Consider the following 21,127-nt stretch of genomic DNA (forward strand, 5'->3'; position numbering starts at 1 on the left):
GGCGTCTCGGGAGCCCAGCGGCGTCTCGGCGGCTGAGCGGCGTCTCGGACGCCGGCGCAGCAGCGCGGGGCGCCTAGGACTCGGTGTCGTCGACGAGCAGGTCCTCGTGGCGGTAGTCGCCCGAGCGGACACCGGCGCGGGCGATCATGTGCGTCGACACCGGCACCAGGAACAGCTGGAACACCATGATCGGCAGGACCACCCAGAGCGCGGTCCACGTCCACACCGCGACCACGATCGCCGCGAGCCCGAACGCCAGGCCGAGCACCTGCGGCTTCGCCATCGCGTGCAGCCGGACGAGCGGGTCGGGGAACCGGACGATGCCGACGCCGGCGCCGAGGGACAGCACGGACCCGACGAGCAGCAGCCCGAGCGCGATCCACGCCCGGACGCCGGCCGCGTCGATGAAGGACTGCAGGATCTCGGTCACCGCTCGCTCCGTTCCGGGGTCGTCACGTCGGTCCCGTCGTCGGAGGGGTCCGACGACGGCGTGACCGCGCGTGCGACGGCGATGGTGGCGAAGACGCTCGTCGCGGCGATCACGACCAGGACGGGCACCGCGGTGAGGTCCCGTCGGATCACCATCGCGGCGGCGATCACCACGAGCACGGTGGTCAGGACCATGTCGGATCCGATCATCCGGTCGAGGATCGTCGGTCCGCGGACGATGCGGAACACGGCCAGCGCGAGCGTCGCACCGAGCAGGGCGAGCACCAGCGCGATGCCGATCCCCATGACGACGACGGCGGCGCTCACCGGGTCACCTCGGGCAGCGGCTCGGACAGCTCCGAGACGTCCTGCTTCGACCCGAGCGCCTTGATCACGAGCGTCTCGATCCCGAGCGCCTCACGCTTCGCGGCTTCCACCTGGCGCTCCTGTTCGGTGTCGAGGACGTGCAGGAGCAGCCGCCGTCGTCGGAGGTCGACGTCCGCGACGTAGGAGCCGGGCACGAGCGACACCGCGAGCGTCGCCAGGGTGAACGTCATCTCCGAGGTGGTGTGCATCTGCACGAGCACGATCGAGCTGCGCCGGACGCCCCGGGGACGGAACGCCACCCAGGCGACCCGGAACGACGCCGCGATGACGAGTCCGGACCAGATGATCAGGAACCAGACCGTGTGCACGACGGAGAACCGTGCCGACAGCGGGACCGGCGGCAGCGGCAGCGCCTGGGTCACGAGCAGCGCGACGACGATGCCGCAGAGCAGGGTGAGCGGGGTCCAGGATCCCCAGAGCAGTGCCCACAGGACCGTCAGTCCGGCGACGAGCGGCACGTCGTACCGCCACGCGACGGCGATCCGTCGGGCGTTCGTGATGCGTCGGGTGTCGTTCGTCACGGGCGCTCCCCGAGGACGGCCTGCACGTACTGCACCGGGGACTCGAGCGACTCCGCTGCGCGGGTCGCGTAGCCGTAGAGCGGTCCGGAGACGACGGTGAGGGCGACGGATCCGAGCACCGCGATGGTGGTGACGCCGACCAGCATGCGGGGCAGGCGGGTGTGCTCCGGACTGGAGGCCGTGCTCACCGCCGCCGGTTCCGTGACGGTCACCGAGCCTCCCGTCAGCACCGTGCCGTCGGTCTCGGAGACCGTGACGGGTGCCGGCTCCGGAGCACGGAGGTGCTCGTGCGGCTCGGCGACCGAGGCGTGCGGCGCCGCCGCCTCGGCTGCGGGCTTCGGCCGCCAGAAGGCGGCGTCCCAGACGCGCATCAGCGCGTAGAGGGTCAGGAGCGAGGTGACGACCCCGGCGCCGATGGTGACGTAGGCCATCGGGCTGCCGTCGAGCGCCGCCGCGCGGAAGAGCCCGAGCTTGCCGATGAAGCCGGAGAAGGGCGGGATGCCGCCGAGGTTGAACGCCGGGACCAGGTAGAGCGCCGCGAGGAGCGGAGCGGCCTTCAGCAGCCCACCGAGCGACCGGGTCGAGGTGGTGCCGCCGACGCGCTCCATCAGCCCCGACACCAGGAACAGCGTGGTCTGCACGACGATGTGGTGCACCGTGTAGAAGACCGCGGCGGCGGTGCCGGCGACGGAGCCGAGCCCGATGCCCATCACCATGAACCCGATGTGGCTGATCAGCGTGAAGGAGAGCAGCCGTTTGACGTCGGTCTGCGACACCGCCCCGAGCACGCCGACGACCATCGTCAGCGTCGCGACGACGAGCAGGACGGTGTTGAGCTGCGGCTGCGGGAAGATGATCGTCTCGAGGCGGATGATCGCGTAGATGCCGACCTTCGTCAGCAGGCCCGCGAAGACCGCGGTGACCGGTGCGGGCGCGGTCGGGTACGAGTCCGGCAGCCAGAACGCCAGCGGGAACACCGCGGCCTTGATGCCGAACCCGATGAGCAGCATCGTGTGGAGCAGCAGCTGCACGTGCTCGGGCAGCGCCGCCATCCGCTCGCTGATCTGGGCGATGTTGACGGTGCCGGTCGCGCCGTAGACGAGCCCGATCGCGGAGAGGAAGATCGCCGACGCGATGAGGCTCGTCACGATGTACGTCGTGCCCGCCCGGACACGCTGCTCGCTGCCGCCGAGGGTGATCAGCACGTAGCTCGCCACGAGCAGCATCTCGAACGCCACGTAGAGGTTGAACAGGTCACCCGCGATGAACGAGTCGAGCACGCCGGCCGCGAGGACCAGGTAGGTCGGGTAGAAGATCGTCACCGGGGCTTCGCCGTCGTCCGCCGCCAGACCCTGGCCGATGGAGAACAGCAGCACGATGAGCAGCACGCTCGCGGACACGGTCAGCAGCAGTGCGCTCAGCCGGTCGACCACGAGCGAGATGCCGTACGGGGCGTCCCAGCCGCCGACCTGGACCACGATCGTGCCGTGCTGGTCGACGAGCACCATCAGCGTCGCGGCGACCGCCAGGGCGATGACGAGCACGCCGACCGTGATCGCGCGCTGGAGCTTCTGGTGCCGGAGCAGCCCGAGCGCGACAGCGGCCCCGAGGAGCGGCACGAGGACGAGGAGCGGGACGAGGGAGGTCATCGGGACTCCTCTTCTGCGTCGGCGGCGGATCGCTCACGGCGGATGGCGACGTCGGCCTCGTCCACCTCGACCTCGTCGGCGCGGGACAGCGTCCACGAGCGGTGGATGAGGGCGAGGAGGAAGGCGCTCACGGCGAAGGTGATCACGATCGCGGTGAGGGCGAAGGCCTGCGGGAGCGGGTCGGTGATGCCCTTCGAGGACTTCCCGATGGGCGGGTCGCCGGCCGCGCCGGACATCACGAGCAGCAGCAGGTTGAGCGCGTTGCCGAGGAGCAGGAACCCGAGGAGCATCCGGGTCAGGGAGCGTTCGAGCAGCAGGTACACGCCGGCGGCGAAGAGGACGGCCATCGCGATGACGAGGACGAGCGTGATGGTCATGCGGTGACGCCTTCCTGCTCCGGGTTGCCCTCGATCGTGTCGTTCGTGGGGACGCGGGAGTCCTCGAGGCGCTGCCGGTCCACCTCGGCGCCGAGGCTGCGCAGCACGTCGAGCACCAGGCCGACGACCACCAGGTACACGCCGATGTCGAAGAACGTGGCGGTGACGAACTCCACGTGCCCGAGCACCGGGACGGTCGCCTCGAAGAACTCGGAGTACAGGGCTTCCCGGCCGAAGAACAGCGGCACGATCGCCGTGACGGCCGCCGTCGCGACGCCGAGCCCGAGCAGGCGTCCGGCGCGCACCGGGGCGGCCGCGCCGAGCTCGGCCGGACCGCCGGCGAGGTACCGGGCGGCGAGGGCGATGCCCGCGACGAGACCGCCGGCGAACCCGCCGCCCGCAGCGTTGTGGCCGGCGAAGAGCAGGTAGACCGACAGCACGATGAGCCCGTGGAACAGCAGGCGCACGACGACGTCGAGGAGTGCTGAGCGGCCAGTCGGCAGCGCGGCGCTGGTCGGCAGCCAGGCGCGGGGTTCGCCGTCCGGGCGGTGCTTGTCGTTCGTGACGTCGTTCGCCAGGTCGCGGAGGCGGGGGAGGGTGTCCTCCCGGGAGTTCACGAAGATGAGGCTGGCGACCCCGGTGGCGGCGGCGACGACCACGGTGAGCTCGCCGAGGGTGTCCCAGCCGCGGAGGTCGACGAGCGCCACGTTGACGACGTTCAGCCCGTGCCCGAAGGAGCTCGTCAGCGCGGGGATGTCCGGCCAGATCGGCTCGGCGGTCCGGGCCGAGGCCGCGACGATGACGACGATCGCCAATGTGACGCCGGCGAGGGCGGCGAACAGGGCTCGGAGCAGCCGGAAGCGCGACGGGTTCGCCGTCGCGATGCGCGGGGGCAGGCGTCGGAGGACGAGGACGAACGCGATGAGCGTCACGGTCTCGACGACGAGCTGGGTGAGCGCGAGGTCGACGGCGCCGTGCAGGACGAACAGCACGGACATGCCGTAGCCGGTGACCCCGACCAGGACGGCGGCGGCGAACCGGGTCTTGGCGGTGGTGACGGCGATCGCGGCGACCGACATCACGAGCACGACGGGGATCTGTCCCCACGAGTCGGCGAACCGGATCGAGAACTGCCACGGACCACCGAGCACCAGGTTGGCGAGCGCCCCGGCGACGAACACCGAGAGGATCACCGTCAGGTAGTAGGGGAGCGAACCGCGCTGCAGGCCGGCGGTGATGGCCGTGGCGCCGCGGTCGAGCCCGCGCATCACGTGCCGGTACGTGTTCGCGGCGCTCGGGAACCCGGCGAGGCGGTGCTGGAGCGCCTCGACCCGGGAGCGGGCGGCGAACAGGGCCAGTCCGCCGAGGAGCGTGATCGCGGAGATGCCGAGCGCCGGCTCGAGTCCGTGCCACAGCGCCAGGTGCGGCACCGCTTCCGCTCCGGACATCGACGCCGCGGTGGCTGCTGGTTCGATGCCGTGGGCGACGACCGGGGTGAACAGCCCGAGCGCGAGCCCGGCCAGGCCGAGGATCGAGGGCACGACGCCGAGGCCGTGCAGGGCGTGCGGTTCGGTGGGCTCGACACCGGGCTTCGTGCCGAACGCGCCCCAGAGGAAGCGCAGCGAGTAGGCGACGGTGAGGATCGACCCGACCGTGATGCCGACGAGCGCGAACCACGCCCAGCCCGACCCCGGGCCGTGCAGCGCCTCGATGAAGCCCGTCAGCACGGCTTCCTTCGCGACGAAGCCGATCGTCGGCGGGATGCCGGCCATCGACACGAGCGCCAGCACGGCAACGGTCGTGAGCCACGGCATCTTCCGGCCGAGCCCGCTCAGGGCGCCGAGGTCACGGGTCCCGGTGACGTGGTCGATGGTGCCGACGACGAGGAACAGCGTCGACTTGAAGGTCGCGTGCGCCACGAGGAGCGCGACCCCGCCGAGCGCGATCGCCGGCGTGCCCCATCCGGCGGCGAGCACGAGGAAGCCGAGCTGGGCGACGGTGCCGTACGCGAGCAGCAGCTTGAGGTCGGTCTGCCGGAGTGCCCGGTACCCGCCGATCACCATGCCGAGCACCCCCAGCACCGTGATGGTCTCGCGCCAGCCCTCGAGCAGTGCGAACGCGGGGGCGAGCCGGGCGACGAGGTAGATGCCGGCCTTCACCATCGCCGCGGCGTGCAGGTACGCGCTCACCGGGGTCGGGGCCGCCATCGCCGCGGGCAGCCAGAAGTGGAACGGGACGATGGCGGACTTCGTCAGCGCACCGGCGAGGATCAGCACCACCGAGACGGTGACGATCGTGCCGGTCGGTGCCTCCGCGATGATGGCCGAGAGCCGGGTCGTGCCCGCGGTCACGGAGAGCATCACGAGGCCGGCCAGCATCGCGAGCCCGCCGGCGGTGGTGACGACGAGCGCCTGCATCGCGGCCGCCCGGCTCGCCCGCTTCGCGGCGTCGTGCCCGATCAGCAGGTACGAGAAGACCGTCGTCGCTTCCCAGAGGACGAAGAGCACGATGACGTCGTCGGCGATCACCAGGCCGTACATCGACCCGGCGAAGGCGGTCAGGACCCCGGCGAAGCGGCCGAGCCCCGGCTCGTCGGGGCCGAAGTAGGACGCGCAGTAGACGAGCACGAGCGCGCCGACGACCGACACCACGAGGGCGAGCACCCAGGACAGGGCGTCGACGCGGAAGGCGATCGACAGGTCGAGCTGCGGGATCCACGTGAACGACTCGGAGACGCCCCCGTGCAGCGCCCGGTCGGTCTGCGCGAGCGTGAGGACCGCGGCGGCAGCGGGTGCGAGCGCCGCGACGTAGAAGACGCGACGGCCGAGCAACGGCGTGAGTGCGGGGACGACGAGGGCGACGACGGCGAACGCGACGAGGACGGTGACCATGGGGCGCCTCCTCGGGGTCGGGCGTGCAAGTCCGGCTCTGGGTGGCTCACAGGCTACCGAGAGCCGGATGGGGAGAACCTGAACGACCGGACAGCATGCTGTCGCGGTGGCAGGCTCTCCCCATCACTGTGCTCCCGATCGGGAGTCGTCGTGTCAGTCCTTCTTCCGATCGATGCCGTTCTCGCGGAGCGTGTCGTCGAACACGTCCGAGCTCTTCTCCGAGCACTTGTTGAACTCGTCGTCCGTGATGCCCTCCGGCATCTGCGAGCCAGGGACGTCGCTGGGCGGCACGGTGTAGCCGAGGGAGCGGAAGCACTTGTCGAGCGCAGCGCCCATCGCGGCGGACGCCGCCTTCACCGCCGGGTCGTTCTCGTCGAGCACGCCGGGCATCTCGCCCGCGTCCTCCGAGCACTTCGTCCAGGCGTCCTTCGCCGCCTGGGGCGCACCCGGCTGCTGCAGGCTCTCGTCGTCCGGGTCGAAACCCGCGTCCGAGAAGCACTTGTCGACGTCGGCGAACCACTTGGAGCGCTGCTGGTCGTCGGTGCCGCTCGACGCCGACGACTGCTCGGTCGGGGCGGGCCCGGCCGCAGAGCAGCCGGTGAGTGCCACGGCGGTGAGCAGCAGCCCGGCTGCCGTGGCGATGGTGGAGGTCCGGATGGAGCGCATGGTGGTTCCTTCGATCTGTGTACGGGGTCGTTGGGTGGTTTGTCCGCGTGGTTGCGGGTCAGGACGCGAGCGCCACCGTCGGGGGTGTCCGAGCGGCGCGCATCGCGGGGTAGGTGCCGGCGAGTGCACCGATCGCGAGGGTGGCGGCGAGGCCGATCGCGAACGCGCTCCACGGGACGACGAACGCCCACCCGTTGGCCGCCGCGACGGCCGCGACGACGCCCGAGCCGATCCCGACGCCGAGCACACCGCCGGCGAACGAGAGCAGCAGCGCCTCGACGACGAACTGCGTCCGGACGTGCCGTCGTGTCGCACCGAGCGCGCGGCGCAGTCCGATCTCCCGGCGCCGTTCGAGCACCGCGATGACCATCGTGTTCGCGACGCCGATCCCGCCGACGAGCAGCGCGACGCCGCTCAGGCCGACGAGCATCCCGGAGAACGCACTGTCCGCGGCGTCGCGGGCGGCGAGCGCGTCGGACGGGCGGGAGATGGCCACGTCGCCGGGGGAACCGGGCAGCAGGGTGCCGGCGACCTGGTCCCGGAGTGCTGCGACGGTCTCGTCGGTCGATCGTTCGAACAGGATCGTGGGTCGTCCGTCCCACCCGATCGTCCGCGCGGTCGTCCGGTCCACGAAGGCGCTCGTGTCGAGGTCCGGCGCCAGCGGGAGCGGGCCGAGCACACCGATGACCGTCACCGGGGTGTCCCCGGCCAGGACCTGTGCACCGGGCCCCGTGATGCCGAGGCGTTCCGCGGCGAGCGAGCCGAGCACGACCGTGCCGAGCCCGTCGGACGCGCGGTCGTGCCATCGTCCGGCGGCGACCGAGGCGTTCAGGAGCGGGGCGAGTGCGTCGTCAGCGGTGCCGACGGTCAGCGCTCCCGTCTCGGCGCGGTCGATCAACGCGCTGCGGTAGAGCTTCGTGTGCAGGTCCGCGTACCCGGCGGCGCGTTCGACACCGGGGAGACGGTCGATCCGCGCCGCCGAGTCCTCCGGCAGCTGGACGGCCGTCCTCGCCTGCGCGTCGGGGACGGCGCGCAGCAGGTTCGTGCCCAGTCGGTCGAGTTCGGCGTCGAGGGCGGCGCGGCTCGAGGTCGAGATGCCGACGACGGCGATCATGGCGGCGATGCCGATGGCGATCCCCAGCGCGGAGAGCACCAGGCGGCCAGGGCGTGCACGCAGACCGGCGACGCCGAGCAGGACCGAGTCGGATCGGCGGAGCCGCGACGGCGTGAGTCCGGCGGCGGTCGCGGAGAGCCGACGTGCCACGGCGGACCGGCGGCTCATGCTGCGCTCCGCTCATCGGCGACGACGGCGCCGTCGCGGATCGCGATGCGTCTCGGGAGCTGTGCGGCGAGCGCGGTGTCGTGCGTGATCACGACGATCGCCGTCCCGTCGGCGTTCAGCTCGTGGAGGAGGTCGACGATCGACGCGCCGGAGCGCTGGTCGAGGTTCCCGGTGGGTTCGTCGGCGAGGACGAGCGGCGGGGAGGCGACCAGGGCGCGGGCGATGGCGACGCGTTGCCGCTCACCGCCGGACATCTGGTTCGGCCTGTGGGTCGTCCGGTTCCCGAGGCCGACACGTTCGAGCATCTCCCGCGCGCGTTCGTGACGCTCGTGGCGCGGGGTGCCCGAGTAGAGCAGGCCGTCGGCCACGTTGCCGAGCGCGGAGACGCCCTCGGCCAGGTGGAACTGCTGGAAGACGAACCCGATGCTCCCGGAACGGAGCGCCGAGAGCGCACCGTCGTCCAGGCGCGCGATGTCGTGCCCGGCGATCTCGACCAGCCCCTCGTCGGCCCGGTCGAGCGTGCCGACGACGTTGAGCAGGCTCGACTTGCCCGAGCCGGACGGCCCGACGATCGCGACGAGCTCGCCCTCGTCGACCCGGAGCGACACGTCGTCGATCGCGGTGACGGGTGGGGACCCGTAGTGCTTCCGCACGTGCTCCAGCCGGATGATCGCGGCGGTCATCGGGGGACCACCACGCGTTCGCCGGCGCGCAGGCCCTTCGTGACGGCGACCGAACCGGCCGCACTCTCCCCGAGTTCGACGGTCTTCGTGCGGACGGTGGTGCCGGTCAGCACCTGGACGCCGTACGTGTCGTGCCCCGTCGCCAGGACGGCCTCGACCGGGACGACGAGGGCATCGCGGATCCCGGGGGTGGCGATGTCCACCCGGACGTCCACGTCGGAGGCGTCACCGGCAGCGGCGTCGTCGTCGAGCGCCAGGGTGATCGGCACCCGCGGCGTACCGGTCTCGTCCTCCTCGGGCTGCTCGGGCTGGCCGACGCTCCGGATCTTCGCGGGGACCGCCTTGCCGTCGGGCAGCGTCACGGTGGCCGTGCCGTTGTCGTGCACGGACGACCGCTGTTCCGGGGTGATCGTCGCGGCGACCGCGCGGGTGCCGGTGGCGAGTGTCGCGACCTCGTCACCCGCGGCGATCGTCGCCCCGGCGGTGAGCGTGGTGGAACCGACACGGAGGTCCTCCGGCATGAAGAGCACGTCCCCGAGCGCGATCGTCCCGCTCTGCGGGGCCCCGAGCGACTTCTGCCAGCGCTCGACGGCGGCACCGGTCACCGCGGTGAACTCCTCGTCGACGAAGCCCGGGTCGAACCCGGCGTCGCGGAGCGCCTGTTCGAGCTGCCGCACGTCCGGACCCTTCGCCATCCCGGCCGCGAAGGGACGCCAGGACGGCAGCGCCCCGCGGAACACGGTGACCGGGCGGTCGTCGATGCGGAGCAGGGTCGCCCCGGGGGTGAGCACCGTCCCGGGGACGGGCGGCGCGGTGACCGTCCCTCCGCGCTGTGCAGTGACCGGGCCGCGGGAGTCGTAGCCGAGGGTGCCCCGCGAGGTGACCGTGCGGTCGACGCTCTTCCGCTCGACGACGGCGGTGGTGGGCTTCGGCCCGGTCGCGGCGTCGGCATCGCCGCCGGGTGTGACGGCCAGGACCGCTCCGGCGCCGGCGAGCCCGAGTGTCACCGCGACGGCGGTGCAGATGATCATGGTGCGGCCGCGTCGGTGTGCTCGTGCCGGACCGGTGGGCGTGTGCTCGTCCATCGGTGTCGTCTCCTCCCGGACGGCGAGGTGCCGTTCCGAGAGGACAGTCAACGGTGGAGGGCGTTGCGTCCGTGTGTGGTGTCGCTGGACCCCGGATCCGTGCGGTGCCGGACCGGCCGCTCAGCGCACCAGCGCCGGTGCCGGACCAGGCCCTCAGAGCACCAGTGCCGTGCGGCCGTCGCCTGCGGCCGACCAGGCCGCCTCGACGTCGCGCATCGGCACGGCGGCCGCGTCCACGGCGATCGTGCCGTCCGTGATCGCCGCCACGATGCCGGGGAGCTCCGCGACGAACGCGCCCGTGCCGACGGAACCCTGCCCGCTCCCGACGATGGTCAGGCCGGACGCACGGAGCGCGGCGGACGGGATCGGGGCCTCCGGACCGGCGGTGGAGCCGATCGCGATCCAGTCGAGCCGGATCCCGCGCTCCCGCCGTGCCGTGACGATGGCCGCCATCGCCGCCGCCGCGGGTGCGCCCCAGACGTAGTCGATGACGACGTCGACGTCGGACGCCGCTGTGGCGAGGCCGTCGACGTCGTCGAGCGGCACGACGACGTCCGCGCCGATGGCCGGCAGCGCTGCGAGACGGTCTGCGTTCCGGCCGCTCGCCACGACGTGCGAGGCTCCGAGGTGCTTCGCGACCTGGACCGCCGCACGACCCGAGGCGCCGGTGGCGCCGAGCACCAGGACGCGGGCACCGTCCGGGAAGTCGATCCGGCGGCGGAGCGCGACCCAGGAGGACATCACCGGGTTGACGCCGGCCGCGATGGACACCGGGTCCGCGCCGTCCGGCAGGACGACGCTGGCACGGGGGTCGACGGCGACGCGCTCGGCCATCGAGCCGCGCGTGTCGGACTGCACGGCGAAGTACCGGAGCGTGCCGTCCGGGAACCGGCCGACGCCGTCGACGCCGGGCACGAGGGGCAGTGCGCCCTCGCTCGTGTAGTGGGAGCCGGACGCCTGCGAGCGGACGCGGGGGTGCAGGCCGGCGGCGACGACCTCGACGAGGACCTCGTCGGGGGTCGGGGTCGGCTCGGGGAACTCCGCCCAGGTCGGAGCGGTGTCGAAGCGGGTGACGACGGATGCGTGCATGATGTGCTCCTTTGGTTCGTGTTACGAATCAAAGTAGTTCGCATCACGAACATCGTCAAGTAGGCTGCGTGCATGGACACCAGCGAGCAGGACCGCCTCGTCGACGCCCTCGGGCACGCGGCGTTCACGACGATGGGCGCGCTGACCGACCTGGCGGCGGACGCCGGCCTGTCGCTGACGCAGCTCCGGGTGCTCGCGATCCTGCGGGACCGGCGGCTCCGCATCGGGGACCTGGCGGAGTACCTCGGCCTCGAGAAGTCGACGATGACCGGGCTCGTGGCCAGGGCGTCGCAGAAGGGCCTGCTCGCGCGGGAACCGAACCCGGACGACGCCCGCGCGGTGGACGTGGTGCTCACCGACCGTGGGCACGAGGTCGCGCTCGCGCTGGAGTCGGCGATGCGCGACGCCCTCCTGCCCCTCACCGAGCGGCTCCCCCCGGCCGACCGCCGACGACTCCGCGAGCTCCTGGAGCGGATGCTGCGCTGATCAGCGCCAGCGCCAGCGCCAGCGCCAGCGCAGCGGCCGCGCCGGCGCGGGCGCCGGCGCCGTCGGCCCCGCGAGCCGCTACCGACCGTGCGCCCGCGACGGGATCTGCGTGGCGAGCTTGCCGCCGGACACGTCGAGCAGCGTCCCCGTGATGTACGACGACGCGTCACTCGCCAGGAACACCAGCAGGTCGGCGACGTCGTCCGGGGTCTCCCACCGCCGGAGTGACAGCGTGTCGAGGAGCCGGTCCTGCGCCTCGGCGGGCATCGTCGCGAAGCCGTTCATCGCCGTCGGCACCATCCCCGGCGCGTACGCGTTCACCGTGATGTCCCACGGCCCGAGCTCCGAGGCCAGCACCCGGGTGAGCGCCACGACCGCGGCCTTCGACGCGGCGTACGCGGCGCTCCCGACGCTCGGCACGATCGCCGCGAAGGACGCCGCGTTGATGATCCGGCCACGGCCGGCCCGCTGCATGACCGGTGCGACGGCCTGGCTCATCAGGAAGGTCCCGCCGAGGTTCACGTCCATGCACCGCTGCCACGCGTCCCACTGCAGGTCGGCGACGAGGCCGTCGACGTTGATGCCGGCGTTGTTCACCAGGACGTCGATGGTCCCGTGTCGTTCGACGACGACGTCCACCGCCGCGCGCACCGACGCCGGGTCGGCGACGTTGCAGACGACGTGGTCGGGGGAGTCCGGTCCATCGAAGGCGAGGTCGAGGGCGATGACCCGTGCTCCTTCGGCGCGGAACCGGGTGGCGAGCACGCTGCCGATCCCGCGGCCGGCTCCGGTGACGACGACCACGCGGTCGCTGAGGTCGAGGTGCATCGTCGCTCCCTTCGACCGGCGGACGTCGCCGGCCTCAATAGGCATACTAATCAGCATGACGAACGATGCGGAACAGGCCGAGCCGGCACAGCGGGTCCTCTGGATCACCGGCGGCGGCAGCGGCATGGGTGCAGCAGCGGCGCGCACCGCGGCGGGGAGCGGCTGGACGGTGGTCCTCAGCGGGCGCCGCGCCGACCGGCTCGAGGCGGTGGCCGCCGACGTTCGCTCCGCCGGCGGGACCGCGGACGTCCTGCCGCTCGACGCGGCCGACCCGGACGCCGTCCCCGCCGCGGCCGCGGCGATCGCGGACCGGTACGGGCGCCTCGACGGGCTGGTCCTCGCCGCCGGCCTGAACGCACCGCGACGCCGGTGGGACGACCAGTCGATGCCGGACTTCCGCGCGATCGTGGACACCAACCTCACCGCCGTCGTCGCCGTCGTCGACGCGGCACTCCCCGCGCTCCGGGCGTCCGGCGGCGTCGTGGTCGTCGTCTCCTCGTACGCCGGGTGGTCGTTCCAGTCCGGCGCTGGGGTGGCGTACTCGGCATCGAAGACGGCACTCGGCTCGGTCGTCCGGAGCCTCAACCAGCAGGAGGCGGCGCACGGGATCCGCGCGACGCACCTCTGCCCCGGCGACGTCGCGACGGACTTCCTCGACCAGCGCCCCGAGGTCCCCGACGCGGCAGCGCGTGCCGTGATGCTCACCCCGGAGGACATCGGCCGCACCATCGGCTTCGTGCTCGACGCCCCCGCGCACGTCCGCGTCGACGAACTCGTGATCAGCCCGGTCGCACAGCGGTGACGAGCACCTTCGACCGGGTGCTCGACGAGCTCGGGTCGGCGATCGTCTCCGGAACACTGCCGACCGGACACGTCGACAGCATCGACGGTTTCGTCGTCCGCACGGGTGCGAGTCGGAGCATCGTCCGCGAGGCGACGCGGGTCCTCGTCGGGCTCGGTCTCCTCAGTGCGGGCCGTCGCGTCGGCCTCCGGGTCCGCCCGCGGGAGGACTGGGACGTGATCGACCCGCGCGTGGTCGGCTGGCGCCTCGCCGGGTCCGAGCGCGACGCGGTGCTCGCGGAACTCCGCGCACTCCGGCGCGCGGTCGAGCCGGAAGCGGCAGCCGCGGCAGCGGACCGTGTCGCGTCCGGCGCGGTCCCACCGGACGGCCTGGAGGCACTGGTCGCCGCCGCAGGCCGACTCGCGGCCGACGGCGCGGACGCCGCCACGCGCCTCCAGTCCGACCGAGCGGTGCACCGTCGCCTGCTGGACCTGTCCGGGAACGCGGTCTTCGCCCGGCTGGCGCAGGTCGTCGAGCGCGCGCTCGACGAGCGCGAGCACATCGGACCGGACCCGCACGACATGGCGCTGCACGTCGCGTTGGCCGACGCCGTGGCGCGCGGGGATGCTCCGGGGGCGGCGGCGGCGATGCGGGAGATCGTCGACCGCACCTGAACCGGAGGACCGCTTGCGCCGCCCACGGCCGGACCGTTAACATTTCACATGTTGTCCAATCCGGGGGAGTCCGCATGCGCATCCTGATCGCCGAGGACGAGACGTTCCTCGCGGACGCCGTCGCCGCGGGCTTCCGAAGCCACGGCTGGGCCGTCGACGTGGCCGGCGACGGCGACCGGGCCCTCGAGCTCGCACTCGTCCACGACTACGACGTGCTCGTCCTGGACCGTGACCTCCCCGGCACACACGGTGACGACGTCTGCCGGGACGTCGTCGCCGCCGGACGGGGATGCCGGATCGTGATGCTCACCGCTGCCGCCCGGCTCGACGACCGCGTCGAGGGGTTCGAGCTCGGTGCCGACGACTACCTCCCGAAGCCCTTCGCGTTCGCCGAGCTCGTCGTCCGCGTGCGGGCGCTCGGGCGACGGAGCGCCGCCGCTGCACCGCTCGTGCTCCGCGCGGCCGACATCGAACTCGACCCGGCGCGCGGCACGGTCGTCCGGGCCGGGGACCCGGTCCACCTCACCCGGAAGCAGTTCGGGGTCCTCGAGCTCCTGCTCGGCGCCCGCGGACAGCTGGTCAGCGCCGAGGTGATGCTCGAGAAGGTCTGGGACGAGCACGCCGACCCCTTCACGACCGCTCCGCGGGTCACCGTCTCCACGTTGCGACGGGCGCTCGGTGCGCCGGATCCGATCACGACCGTCCCCGGAGTGGGGTACCGGATCGACGTCGACGCGTGAGCACCAGGACGCGGCTGACGCTGACCGCCTGCACGGTCTTCACCCTCGCCGCGCTCGCCGCGTTCGCCGGGCTCGTGTTCGTCATCCAGGACTTCCCCGCCTACGCCGTGGACCGGGGCGAGTTCCCGCGGCGGAGCGAGGTGATCCGGATGGTGGTGACCGGCGCGGCCGTGGCGATCGCGTTCTTCGCCGTCGTCGGGGCGGTGTTCGCGTGGGTGCTCGCCGGAACGCTGCTCCGGCCGCTCGACCGCATCGCACGTGCCGCCCTCAGCGCCGCGGACGGCGACCTCTCCCAGCGTGTGGGCCTCCGTCGATCGGACGAGTTCGGCCGGCTCGCCGCGACGTTCGACCTGATGCTCGACCGGCTGCAGGACGCCGTGGCGGTCCATGAGCGCTTCGCGGCGAACGCCGCGCACGAGCTCCGGACACCGCTCGCGGTGATCCGGACCGTGACCGAGGTGGCGCAGGCATCCCCGGAGCACCGTGACGTCGACGAGGTGCTCCGCCGGATCGCCGTCACCAACCGCCGTGCGACCGAGACCTGCGAGGCACTCCTCGAGCTCTCGGACGCGAACCGGGTGTCGATGCGGCGTCGCCCGGAGGCGCTCGGGCCGGTCGTGGCGGACGCGCTCGAGGAAGTGCTGCCGGCGCTGGAGCAGGCGGGCGTGCAGGTCGGCGTGGACATCGGCCCCGGCGACGTCGTGCTCGAGTGCGACCGACGGCTCCTCCGGCAGGCGCTCCGGAACCTGCTCGACAACGTCGCGCGACACGGTGCTCCCGGAACGGCGACGATGACCGTCCTCGCCGATGCCTCCGACGTCCTGATCCGCTGCGAGAACCCCGGCGAGACGCTCGATCCCGAGCGTGTCGGGCGACTGGCGGAGCCGTTCCTCCGGGGTGGGGGCCGTGGGCGGTCCGGGGCGGAACGCGGGCACGGGCTCGGGCTGGCGCTGGTCGCACGCGTCGCGGCGGTCCACGGTGGCGCGCTCGACCTGCGGCCGCCTCCCGGGGGCGGCCTCGTCGTCGAGATCCGCTTGCCGCGCTGAGCCGCGGTGTCACCGGGGCCGGCGCGTCGGACCGGCGGGCGCGTCGTGTCCGGCTGGCCCGCGGGGTGCGCGCGTACGGTGCGCGCCATGCGTACCCGAACCGCATCGCCGCTCGTCGTCCTCACGCTCGTCGCCCTCACGCTCTCCGGCTGCACCGCCGGCTCGGACGCCGACGACGAGCCCACGCGCCGGGCCGCGACCGCCCCGCCGACGCCGACCGACCTGGCCGACGGCGAGGTGGTCCCCACCGGCGCCGTGACGGACGTCGCGACCGGACTCGACGCGCCCTGGTCGGTGGTGCTGACCGACGACGGCACCCCGCTCGTGAGCCTCCGGGACTCCGGTGACGTCCTCGAGCTCGGCGACGACGGCACCCCGCGGACGGTCGGGTCGATCGACGGCATCTCGCACGGCGGGGAGGGCGGGCTCCTCGGCCTCGCGCTGCACGACGACGCGCTCTACGTGTACTCGACCGCCGACGACGGCAACCGTGTCCAGCGCTACCCGCTCACCGGCAGCGCCGGGTCCTTCGCGCTCGGCGACCCGACGACGGTCATCGACGAGCTGCCCGCGAACACCTTCCACGACGGCGGCCGGATCGCGTTCGGGCCGGACGACATGCTCTACGTCACCGTGGGGGACGCCGGGAACCGGTCCGAGGCGCAGGACCGGTCCTCGCTCGCCGGCAAGATCCTCCGCCTGACCCCGACGGGCGACGTCCCCGACGACAACCCCTTCGACGGGTCGCCGGTCTGGTCGTACGGGCACCGCAACGTGCAGGGACTCGGGTGGGCGTCCGACGGCACGATGTTCGCGTCCGAGTTCGGTGAGGACACCTGGGACGAGCTCAACGTCATCGAACCGGGGAAGGACTACGGGTGGCCCGAGGTGGAGGGCGCCGGCGGCACGAGCCAGGGGTTCGTCGACCCGGTGCGGCAGTGGTCGACCGACGCCGCGAGCCCGTCGGGCCTCGCCGTCGTCGACGACACCGTGTTCATCGCGAACCTCCGCGGTGAGGTGCTCCGGTCGGTGCCCGCCGCCGACCCGTCCGACTCGCGCGAGTGGTTCTCCGGGGAGTACGGGCGGCTCCGCACCGTGCTCGCGGGACCAGACGGCACCCTCTGGTTCGTCACGAACAACACCGACGGCCGCGGCACCCCCGGCGCCGGCGACGACCGGATCCTGTCCGTCGGTCTCACCGGGTGAGGCGCGCGTACTGTCCGGTCCATGCCTGCTCTCACAGACACCTTCGTCCTGTCCAACGGACTCCACATCCCCCAGATCGGCTTCGGCACCTGGCAGATCCCGCCGGGGTCCGAGGCGTACGACGCCACCCGGGCCGCACTCGACGCCGGCTACCGGCACATCGACACGGCGGCGGCCTACGGCAACGAAGCCAGCGTCGGCGAGGCGGTCCGCGACAGCGGTGTGCCGCGTGACGAGGTGTTCATCACCACGAAGCTCCCCGCCGAGATCAAGACGGCGTCCGGCGCGCGCGAGGCCTTCGCGGCGTCCACCGCGGCCCTCGACCTCGGGGTCGTCGACCTCTACCTGATCCACGCACCGTGGCCGTGGAGCGACATGGGCAGCGACCACCGCGACGGCAACGTCGAGGTCTGGAAGGTCTTCGAGGAGCTGTACGACGCCGGCAAGACCCGGTCCATCGGGGTCTCGAACTTCGTCGTCGCCGATCTCGAGCACCTCCTCGCGAACACCGACGTCGTGCCGCACGCCGACCAGATCCGCTGGTTCATCGGCAACACCCAGGACGACACGACGGCGTTCTGCGCGGAGCAGGACATCCTCGTCGAGGGCTACTCGCCGCTCGCCACCGGTGGACTCCTGTCGAACGCGGCCATCGGCGAGATCGCGGCGAAGTACGACAAGACCGTGGCGCAGGTCGCGATCCGGTACCTGCTCGAGAAGGACGTGCTCCCGCTGCCGAAGTCGACGACCCCGTCGCGGATCGCCGAGAACGCCGACGTCGACTTCGTGCTCGCGCCCGAGGACGTCGCGACGCTCGACGGCCTGCAGGACACGACCGACTGAGCGGCGGGCGCGCATGACGTCGATCACCGACCTCGTCCCGGACCCGTCCGCGCTCGAGCGCATCGCGACCGGCAGCACCTGGGCGGAGGGGCCGTGCTGGATCCCCGCCACCCGGACGCTCCGCTGGTCCGACATCCCCGGCGACCGGATCCTGCAGTGGGACGCCTCCTCGGGTGCCACCACGACGTACGCCGACGGGGTGGAGTTCACCAACGGCCGGACCCTCGACGCCGACGGGTCCGTCGTGCAGTGCTCGCACGGGAACCGTCGCGTCGAGCGGGACCGGGACGGCGTCGTCACGGTCATCGCGGACGGGTGGAACGGGGTGCGGCTGAACTCTCCGAACGACGTCCTGGTCGCGCGGGACGGCAGCGTGTGGTTCACCGATCCGGCCTACGGCATCACGCAGCCGCGCGAGGGGCACCCCGGTGTGCGGGAGTACGGCGACCACTGGGTGTTCCGCTGCGGCCCGGACGGCTCCGACCTGCGCCCCGTGGTGCTCGATGCCGACGAGCCGAACGGGTTGGCGTTCGACCCGACCGGGCGGGTGCTCTACGTCGCGAGTTCGTCGTCGGAGCGGCCGGTGATCCGGGCGTACGACGTGTCCGTGGACGGTGCCGGTGGCGGCGGCGCGCGCGGTGACGGGGACGTCGGCGCGCTCGGTGACGGTGGCCTCGCGGCCGCGGTCCGGGTGAAGAACGGGCGGGTCTTCGCGACGCTCGAACCGGGCGAGGGGGCACCAGACGGCATCCGGGTGGACCTCGACGGCAACGTCTGGTCGTCCTCGCACGACGGGGTCGTCGTGTTCACCCCCGACGGTCGGCGGATCGGCGAGGTCCGCGTGCCGGAGGTCGTCGCGAACCTCTGCTTCGGTGACGACGACGGCACGACGCTGTTCATCGCCGCGACGACGTCGATCTACCGGATCCGGACAACCGCCCGGATCTGACGGCCCTTCCGTTCATGGTATGTGCAATGTAAAATACATGTACACCTACCACGAGCGGAGACGTCATGCCCCATGTCGCGATCATCGGAACCCGGGGCTACCCCTCGTACTACGGCGGCTTCGAGACGGCCGTGCGCTACATCGCGCCCCACCTCGCAGAGTCGGGGTGGGGCGTCACCGTGTACGGCCGCCCCGGGCAGGAACGGACGGACGACCCGGCGCTCGATCCCCGGGTCGTCCGGCGGACCACCCGGGGGACCGAGTCGAAGGCGCTGAGCACCCTGTCGTTCGGGCTCACCGCGGTGCTCGACACCATCCGCCGCCGCCCGGACGTCGCGCTCGTCATGAACTGCGCGAACGGCTTCTGGCTCCCCCTGCTGGCACTCGCCGGCATCCCCACCGTCGTGAACGTCGACGGCATCGAGTGGGAGCGCGCGAAGTGGGGGCGCCTCGCCCGCTTCGTCTTCAAGGCCGGAGCCCGGATGACCGCTCGGTTCGCGGACCGGCTCGTGTTCGACGCCGACGCGATCGGCGCCTACTGGCGCCGTGAGTTCGACCGGACCGGCGTGATGATCCCCTACGGCGGGACCGAGAGCCGCGCCCTGCCCCTGCACGAGGACGACACCGACCTCACCGGGCGGCCCTTCGCCCTGGTGGTCGCCCGGTTCGTCCCGGAGAACACCGTGGCGGAGTTCCTCGAGGCCGCCGAGCGCATCGCCCGGCACCACCCCGTCGTCATCGTCGGGTCCAGCGGGTACGGCGGCGGCCTGGACGACGCGGCCCGATCGCTCGCCGCGCGGAACCGCGACGTCCGGTGGCTCGGGCACGTGGCGGACGACGCGCGGCTCTTCGCGCTCTGGCAGCACGCCGGCGCGTACTTCCACGGCCACAGCGTCGGCGGCACGAACCCGGCGCTCGTCCAGGCGATGCACTGCGGCGCGCCGACGGTCGCCAGGGACACCGTCTACAACCGCGAGGTCCTCGGGGACGACGGCGCCGTCTTCGTCGAACCGCAGCCGGACGCCATCGCGGACGCGGTCCTCGCGGTGCTCGACGACCCCGAAGAGCAGCAGCTGCGCGGTGCCGCCGTGCTCCGCCGGGCGCGGACCGCGTACACGTGGGACGGCGTGTGCGACGGGTACGAGCAGGCGCTCGCGGGGGTCATCGTGCGGGAGCGCGCTGCCGTATCCTGACTCGGCCATGCAGTGCGACTACTTCGACCGCGGGGTGTGCCGCTCGTGCACGCTCATGGGGCAGCCGTACGCCGATCAGGTCCTCGACAAGGAACTCCGCACGCGCGAGCTCCTGCACGACGCGGTCGAGGCTGCCGGGGGACCGGGTTCCGTCGAGTTCCTCCCGGCGATCACCAGCCCCGAGTCCGGCTACCGCAACCGGGCGAAGATGGTCGTCGGCGGATCGGTCGAGCACCCCACGATCGGGATCATCGACCACCGCCAGCGTGGGGTCGACATCCGGCACTGCGGCATCTGCACGCCCGGCATCCGCGCGGCGCTGCCGGTCCTGGCGGACTTCGTCTCGTCGGCCGGCCTCATCCCGTACGACGTCGCGACCCGCCGGGGCGAACTGAAGTTCGTGCTCGTGACGGAGTCTCCCGACGGCGCGCTCATGGTCCGCTTCGTGCTCCGGTCCGAGGGGCAGCTGGCCCGGCTCCGATCGCGCCTCGGCGACCTGCTGCTCGCCCTGCCGGAGCTCGTGGTCGTCACCGCGAACCTGCTGCCGGAGCACAAGGCCGTCACCGAGGGCGACCGGGAGATCGTGCTCACCGAGCAGGAAACGCTGCCGATGCGGCTCGGGAAGGTGACGATGCACCTCCGCCCGCAGAGCTTCTTCCAGACGAACACGCACGTCGCCACGCAGCTCTACGCGCAGGCCGCGGACTGGATCGACGAGGTGGCCCCGGCTTCGATGTGGGACCTGTACTGCGGCGTCGGTGGATTCGCGCTCCACGCCGCCCGACCCGGCCGCGCCGTCACCGGCATCGAGACCAGCGTCGAGGCGATCCGCTCCGCGAAGCAGTCCGCGCGTGAGGCGGGGCTCGTCGACGTCCGGTTCGCCGCCGACGACGCGACCGAGCACGCGCTGCGCTCCCGTCCGGACCAGACGCCGGAGCTCGTCGTGGTGAACCCGCCCCGGCGCGGGATCGGGGCGACGCTCGCCGACTGGCTCGAGGCGTCCGACGTCCAGCACGTCGTCTACTCCAGCTGCAACCCGGTGACCCTCGCGAAGGACCTCGCCCGGATGCCGTCGCTCCGACTCCGCCGCGCGCGGGTGCTCGACATGTTCCCGCAGACCGGGCACCTCGAGGCCGTCACGCTGCTCTCCCGGGTCTGATCCGGAGCCCTGCGGCCGCGGTTGCCAGGGGATTCGGATGTTCGCGTACCCGGGTACGCCCGATCGCCATGTGCATGGCGATCGTCCCGTACAGGTTTCCTCGCGGGGTACATAGCACCGATGGGTAGAACCCTTGGTCTCAGTTTGATAACGACGCGGAGTT

Annotated in this window: 22 protein-coding genes; 10 read left to right on the forward strand and 12 right to left on the reverse strand. The window is 72.5% G+C overall.

What is annotated here, in order from left to right; all coding sequences use genetic code 11:
• Window positions 1-73: 73 nt before the first annotated feature.
• The 11 genes from EDF55_RS18840 to EDF55_RS12825 all read right to left on the reverse strand — a co-directional run bounded on the left by EDF55_RS18840 (window position 74) and on the right by EDF55_RS12825 (window position 11,059).
• Window positions 74-430 carry a monovalent cation/H(+) antiporter subunit G gene (locus tag EDF55_RS18840; protein ID WP_185017377.1) on the reverse strand — a complete coding sequence of 119 codons (357 nt, stop codon included), beginning with the start codon at window positions 428-430 and terminating at the stop codon, window positions 74-76.
• On the reverse strand, window positions 427-756 hold the full coding sequence (locus EDF55_RS18845) for a sodium:proton antiporter (RefSeq protein WP_165931314.1): 330 nt from the start codon (window positions 754-756) through the stop codon (window positions 427-429). Before EDF55_RS18845 ends, EDF55_RS18840 begins: the two co-directional genes overlap by 4 nt.
• Window positions 753-1,337, reverse strand: coding sequence for a Na+/H+ antiporter subunit E (locus tag EDF55_RS12785; RefSeq protein ID WP_165931313.1), 585 nt, complete (start codon window positions 1,335-1,337; stop codon window positions 753-755). The genes EDF55_RS18845 and EDF55_RS12785 overlap by 4 nt, the downstream gene beginning before the upstream one ends.
• Window positions 1,334-2,986 carry a Na+/H+ antiporter subunit D gene (locus tag EDF55_RS12790; protein WP_123655321.1) on the reverse strand — a complete coding sequence of 551 codons (1,653 nt, stop codon included), beginning with the start codon at window positions 2,984-2,986 and terminating at the stop codon, window positions 1,334-1,336. Before EDF55_RS12790 ends, EDF55_RS12785 begins: the two co-directional genes overlap by 4 nt.
• Window positions 2,983-3,363, reverse strand: a complete 381-nt coding sequence (locus tag EDF55_RS12795) for a Na(+)/H(+) antiporter subunit C (RefSeq protein ID WP_123655322.1) — start codon at window positions 3,361-3,363, stop codon at window positions 2,983-2,985. The genes EDF55_RS12790 and EDF55_RS12795 overlap by 4 nt, the downstream gene beginning before the upstream one ends.
• Entirely contained in the window at window positions 3,360-6,254 is a 2,895-nt protein-coding gene (locus EDF55_RS12800; protein ID WP_123655323.1) for a Na+/H+ antiporter subunit A, read from the reverse strand. The genes EDF55_RS12795 and EDF55_RS12800 overlap by 4 nt, the downstream gene beginning before the upstream one ends.
• Window positions 6,255-6,407: 153 nt before the next feature.
• Window positions 6,408-6,920 (reverse strand): hypothetical protein, encoded by a 513-nt coding sequence (locus EDF55_RS12805; protein ID WP_123655324.1) that lies wholly within the window; start codon window positions 6,918-6,920, stop codon window positions 6,408-6,410.
• A gap of 58 nt (window positions 6,921-6,978) precedes the next feature.
• Window positions 6,979-8,202 (reverse strand): ABC transporter permease, encoded by a 1,224-nt coding sequence (locus EDF55_RS12810; protein ID WP_123655325.1) that lies wholly within the window; start codon window positions 8,200-8,202, stop codon window positions 6,979-6,981.
• The gene (locus tag EDF55_RS12815; protein ID WP_123655326.1) at window positions 8,199-8,885 is read right to left on the reverse strand and encodes an ABC transporter ATP-binding protein; all 687 of its coding nucleotides are present in this window, start codon (window positions 8,883-8,885) and stop codon (window positions 8,199-8,201) included. Before EDF55_RS12815 ends, EDF55_RS12810 begins: the two co-directional genes overlap by 4 nt.
• The gene (locus tag EDF55_RS12820) at window positions 8,882-9,970 is read right to left on the reverse strand and encodes an efflux RND transporter periplasmic adaptor subunit (RefSeq protein WP_123655327.1); all 1,089 of its coding nucleotides are present in this window, start codon (window positions 9,968-9,970) and stop codon (window positions 8,882-8,884) included. Before EDF55_RS12820 ends, EDF55_RS12815 begins: the two co-directional genes overlap by 4 nt.
• A gap of 153 nt (window positions 9,971-10,123) precedes the next feature.
• Window positions 10,124-11,059: a zinc-binding alcohol dehydrogenase family protein gene (locus tag EDF55_RS12825; RefSeq protein WP_123655328.1), complete on the reverse strand. Its 936-nt coding sequence runs from the start codon at window positions 11,057-11,059 to the stop codon at window positions 10,124-10,126.
• Between the two features lie 72 nt (window positions 11,060-11,131).
• On the opposite strand from EDF55_RS12825, the gene EDF55_RS12830 reads away from it, so the two are divergent.
• On the forward strand, window positions 11,132-11,545 hold the full coding sequence (locus tag EDF55_RS12830) for a MarR family winged helix-turn-helix transcriptional regulator (RefSeq protein WP_123655329.1): 414 nt from the start codon (window positions 11,132-11,134) through the stop codon (window positions 11,543-11,545).
• A gap of 78 nt (window positions 11,546-11,623) precedes the next feature.
• Here EDF55_RS12830 and EDF55_RS12835 read toward each other — a convergent pair whose 3' ends face one another.
• Entirely contained in the window at window positions 11,624-12,373 is a 750-nt protein-coding gene (locus tag EDF55_RS12835; protein ID WP_123655330.1) for an SDR family NAD(P)-dependent oxidoreductase, read from the reverse strand.
• A 55-nt stretch (window positions 12,374-12,428) separates the two neighbouring features.
• On the opposite strand from EDF55_RS12835, the gene EDF55_RS12840 reads away from it, so the two are divergent.
• From EDF55_RS12840 to rlmC, 9 genes are all read left to right on the forward strand, one after another.
• Window positions 12,429-13,175, forward strand: coding sequence for an SDR family oxidoreductase (locus EDF55_RS12840; RefSeq protein ID WP_123655331.1), 747 nt, complete (start codon window positions 12,429-12,431; stop codon window positions 13,173-13,175).
• Window positions 13,172-13,828, forward strand: coding sequence for a FadR/GntR family transcriptional regulator (locus tag EDF55_RS12845; RefSeq protein ID WP_123655332.1), 657 nt, complete (start codon window positions 13,172-13,174; stop codon window positions 13,826-13,828). Before EDF55_RS12840 ends, EDF55_RS12845 begins: the two co-directional genes overlap by 4 nt.
• Window positions 13,829-13,902: 74 nt before the next feature.
• The gene (locus tag EDF55_RS12850; RefSeq protein ID WP_123655333.1) at window positions 13,903-14,568 is read left to right on the forward strand and encodes a response regulator transcription factor; all 666 of its coding nucleotides are present in this window, start codon (window positions 13,903-13,905) and stop codon (window positions 14,566-14,568) included.
• On the forward strand, window positions 14,565-15,614 hold the full coding sequence (locus tag EDF55_RS12855; RefSeq protein ID WP_123655334.1) for a HAMP domain-containing sensor histidine kinase: 1,050 nt from the start codon (window positions 14,565-14,567) through the stop codon (window positions 15,612-15,614). Before EDF55_RS12850 ends, EDF55_RS12855 begins: the two co-directional genes overlap by 4 nt.
• An 87-nt stretch (window positions 15,615-15,701) precedes the next feature.
• A complete protein-coding gene (locus EDF55_RS12860) occupies window positions 15,702-16,820 on the forward strand; it encodes a sorbosone dehydrogenase family protein (RefSeq protein ID WP_123655335.1) in 1,119 nt (372 codons plus the stop codon).
• Window positions 16,821-16,841: 21 nt separating this feature from the next.
• Window positions 16,842-17,663: an aldo/keto reductase gene (locus EDF55_RS12865; RefSeq protein WP_123655336.1), complete on the forward strand. Its 822-nt coding sequence runs from the start codon at window positions 16,842-16,844 to the stop codon at window positions 17,661-17,663.
• 13 nt (window positions 17,664-17,676) lie between these two features.
• Window positions 17,677-18,612 (forward strand): SMP-30/gluconolactonase/LRE family protein, encoded by a 936-nt coding sequence (locus EDF55_RS12870; RefSeq protein ID WP_185017379.1) that lies wholly within the window; start codon window positions 17,677-17,679, stop codon window positions 18,610-18,612.
• Window positions 18,613-18,677: 65 nt separating this feature from the next.
• Window positions 18,678-19,805, forward strand: a complete 1,128-nt coding sequence (locus EDF55_RS12875) for a glycosyltransferase (protein ID WP_123655337.1) — start codon at window positions 18,678-18,680, stop codon at window positions 19,803-19,805.
• A 7-nt stretch (window positions 19,806-19,812) separates the two neighbouring features.
• Window positions 19,813-20,964, forward strand: a complete 1,152-nt coding sequence (gene rlmC / locus EDF55_RS12880; RefSeq protein WP_123655338.1) for a 23S rRNA (uracil(747)-C(5))-methyltransferase RlmC — start codon at window positions 19,813-19,815, stop codon at window positions 20,962-20,964.
• Window positions 20,965-21,127 lie beyond the last annotated feature (163 nt).

The sequence above is a fragment of the Curtobacterium sp. ZW137 genome (assembly GCF_003762905.1).
In the GTDB taxonomy this organism is placed as follows: Bacteria; Actinomycetota; Actinomycetes; order Actinomycetales; family Microbacteriaceae; genus Curtobacterium.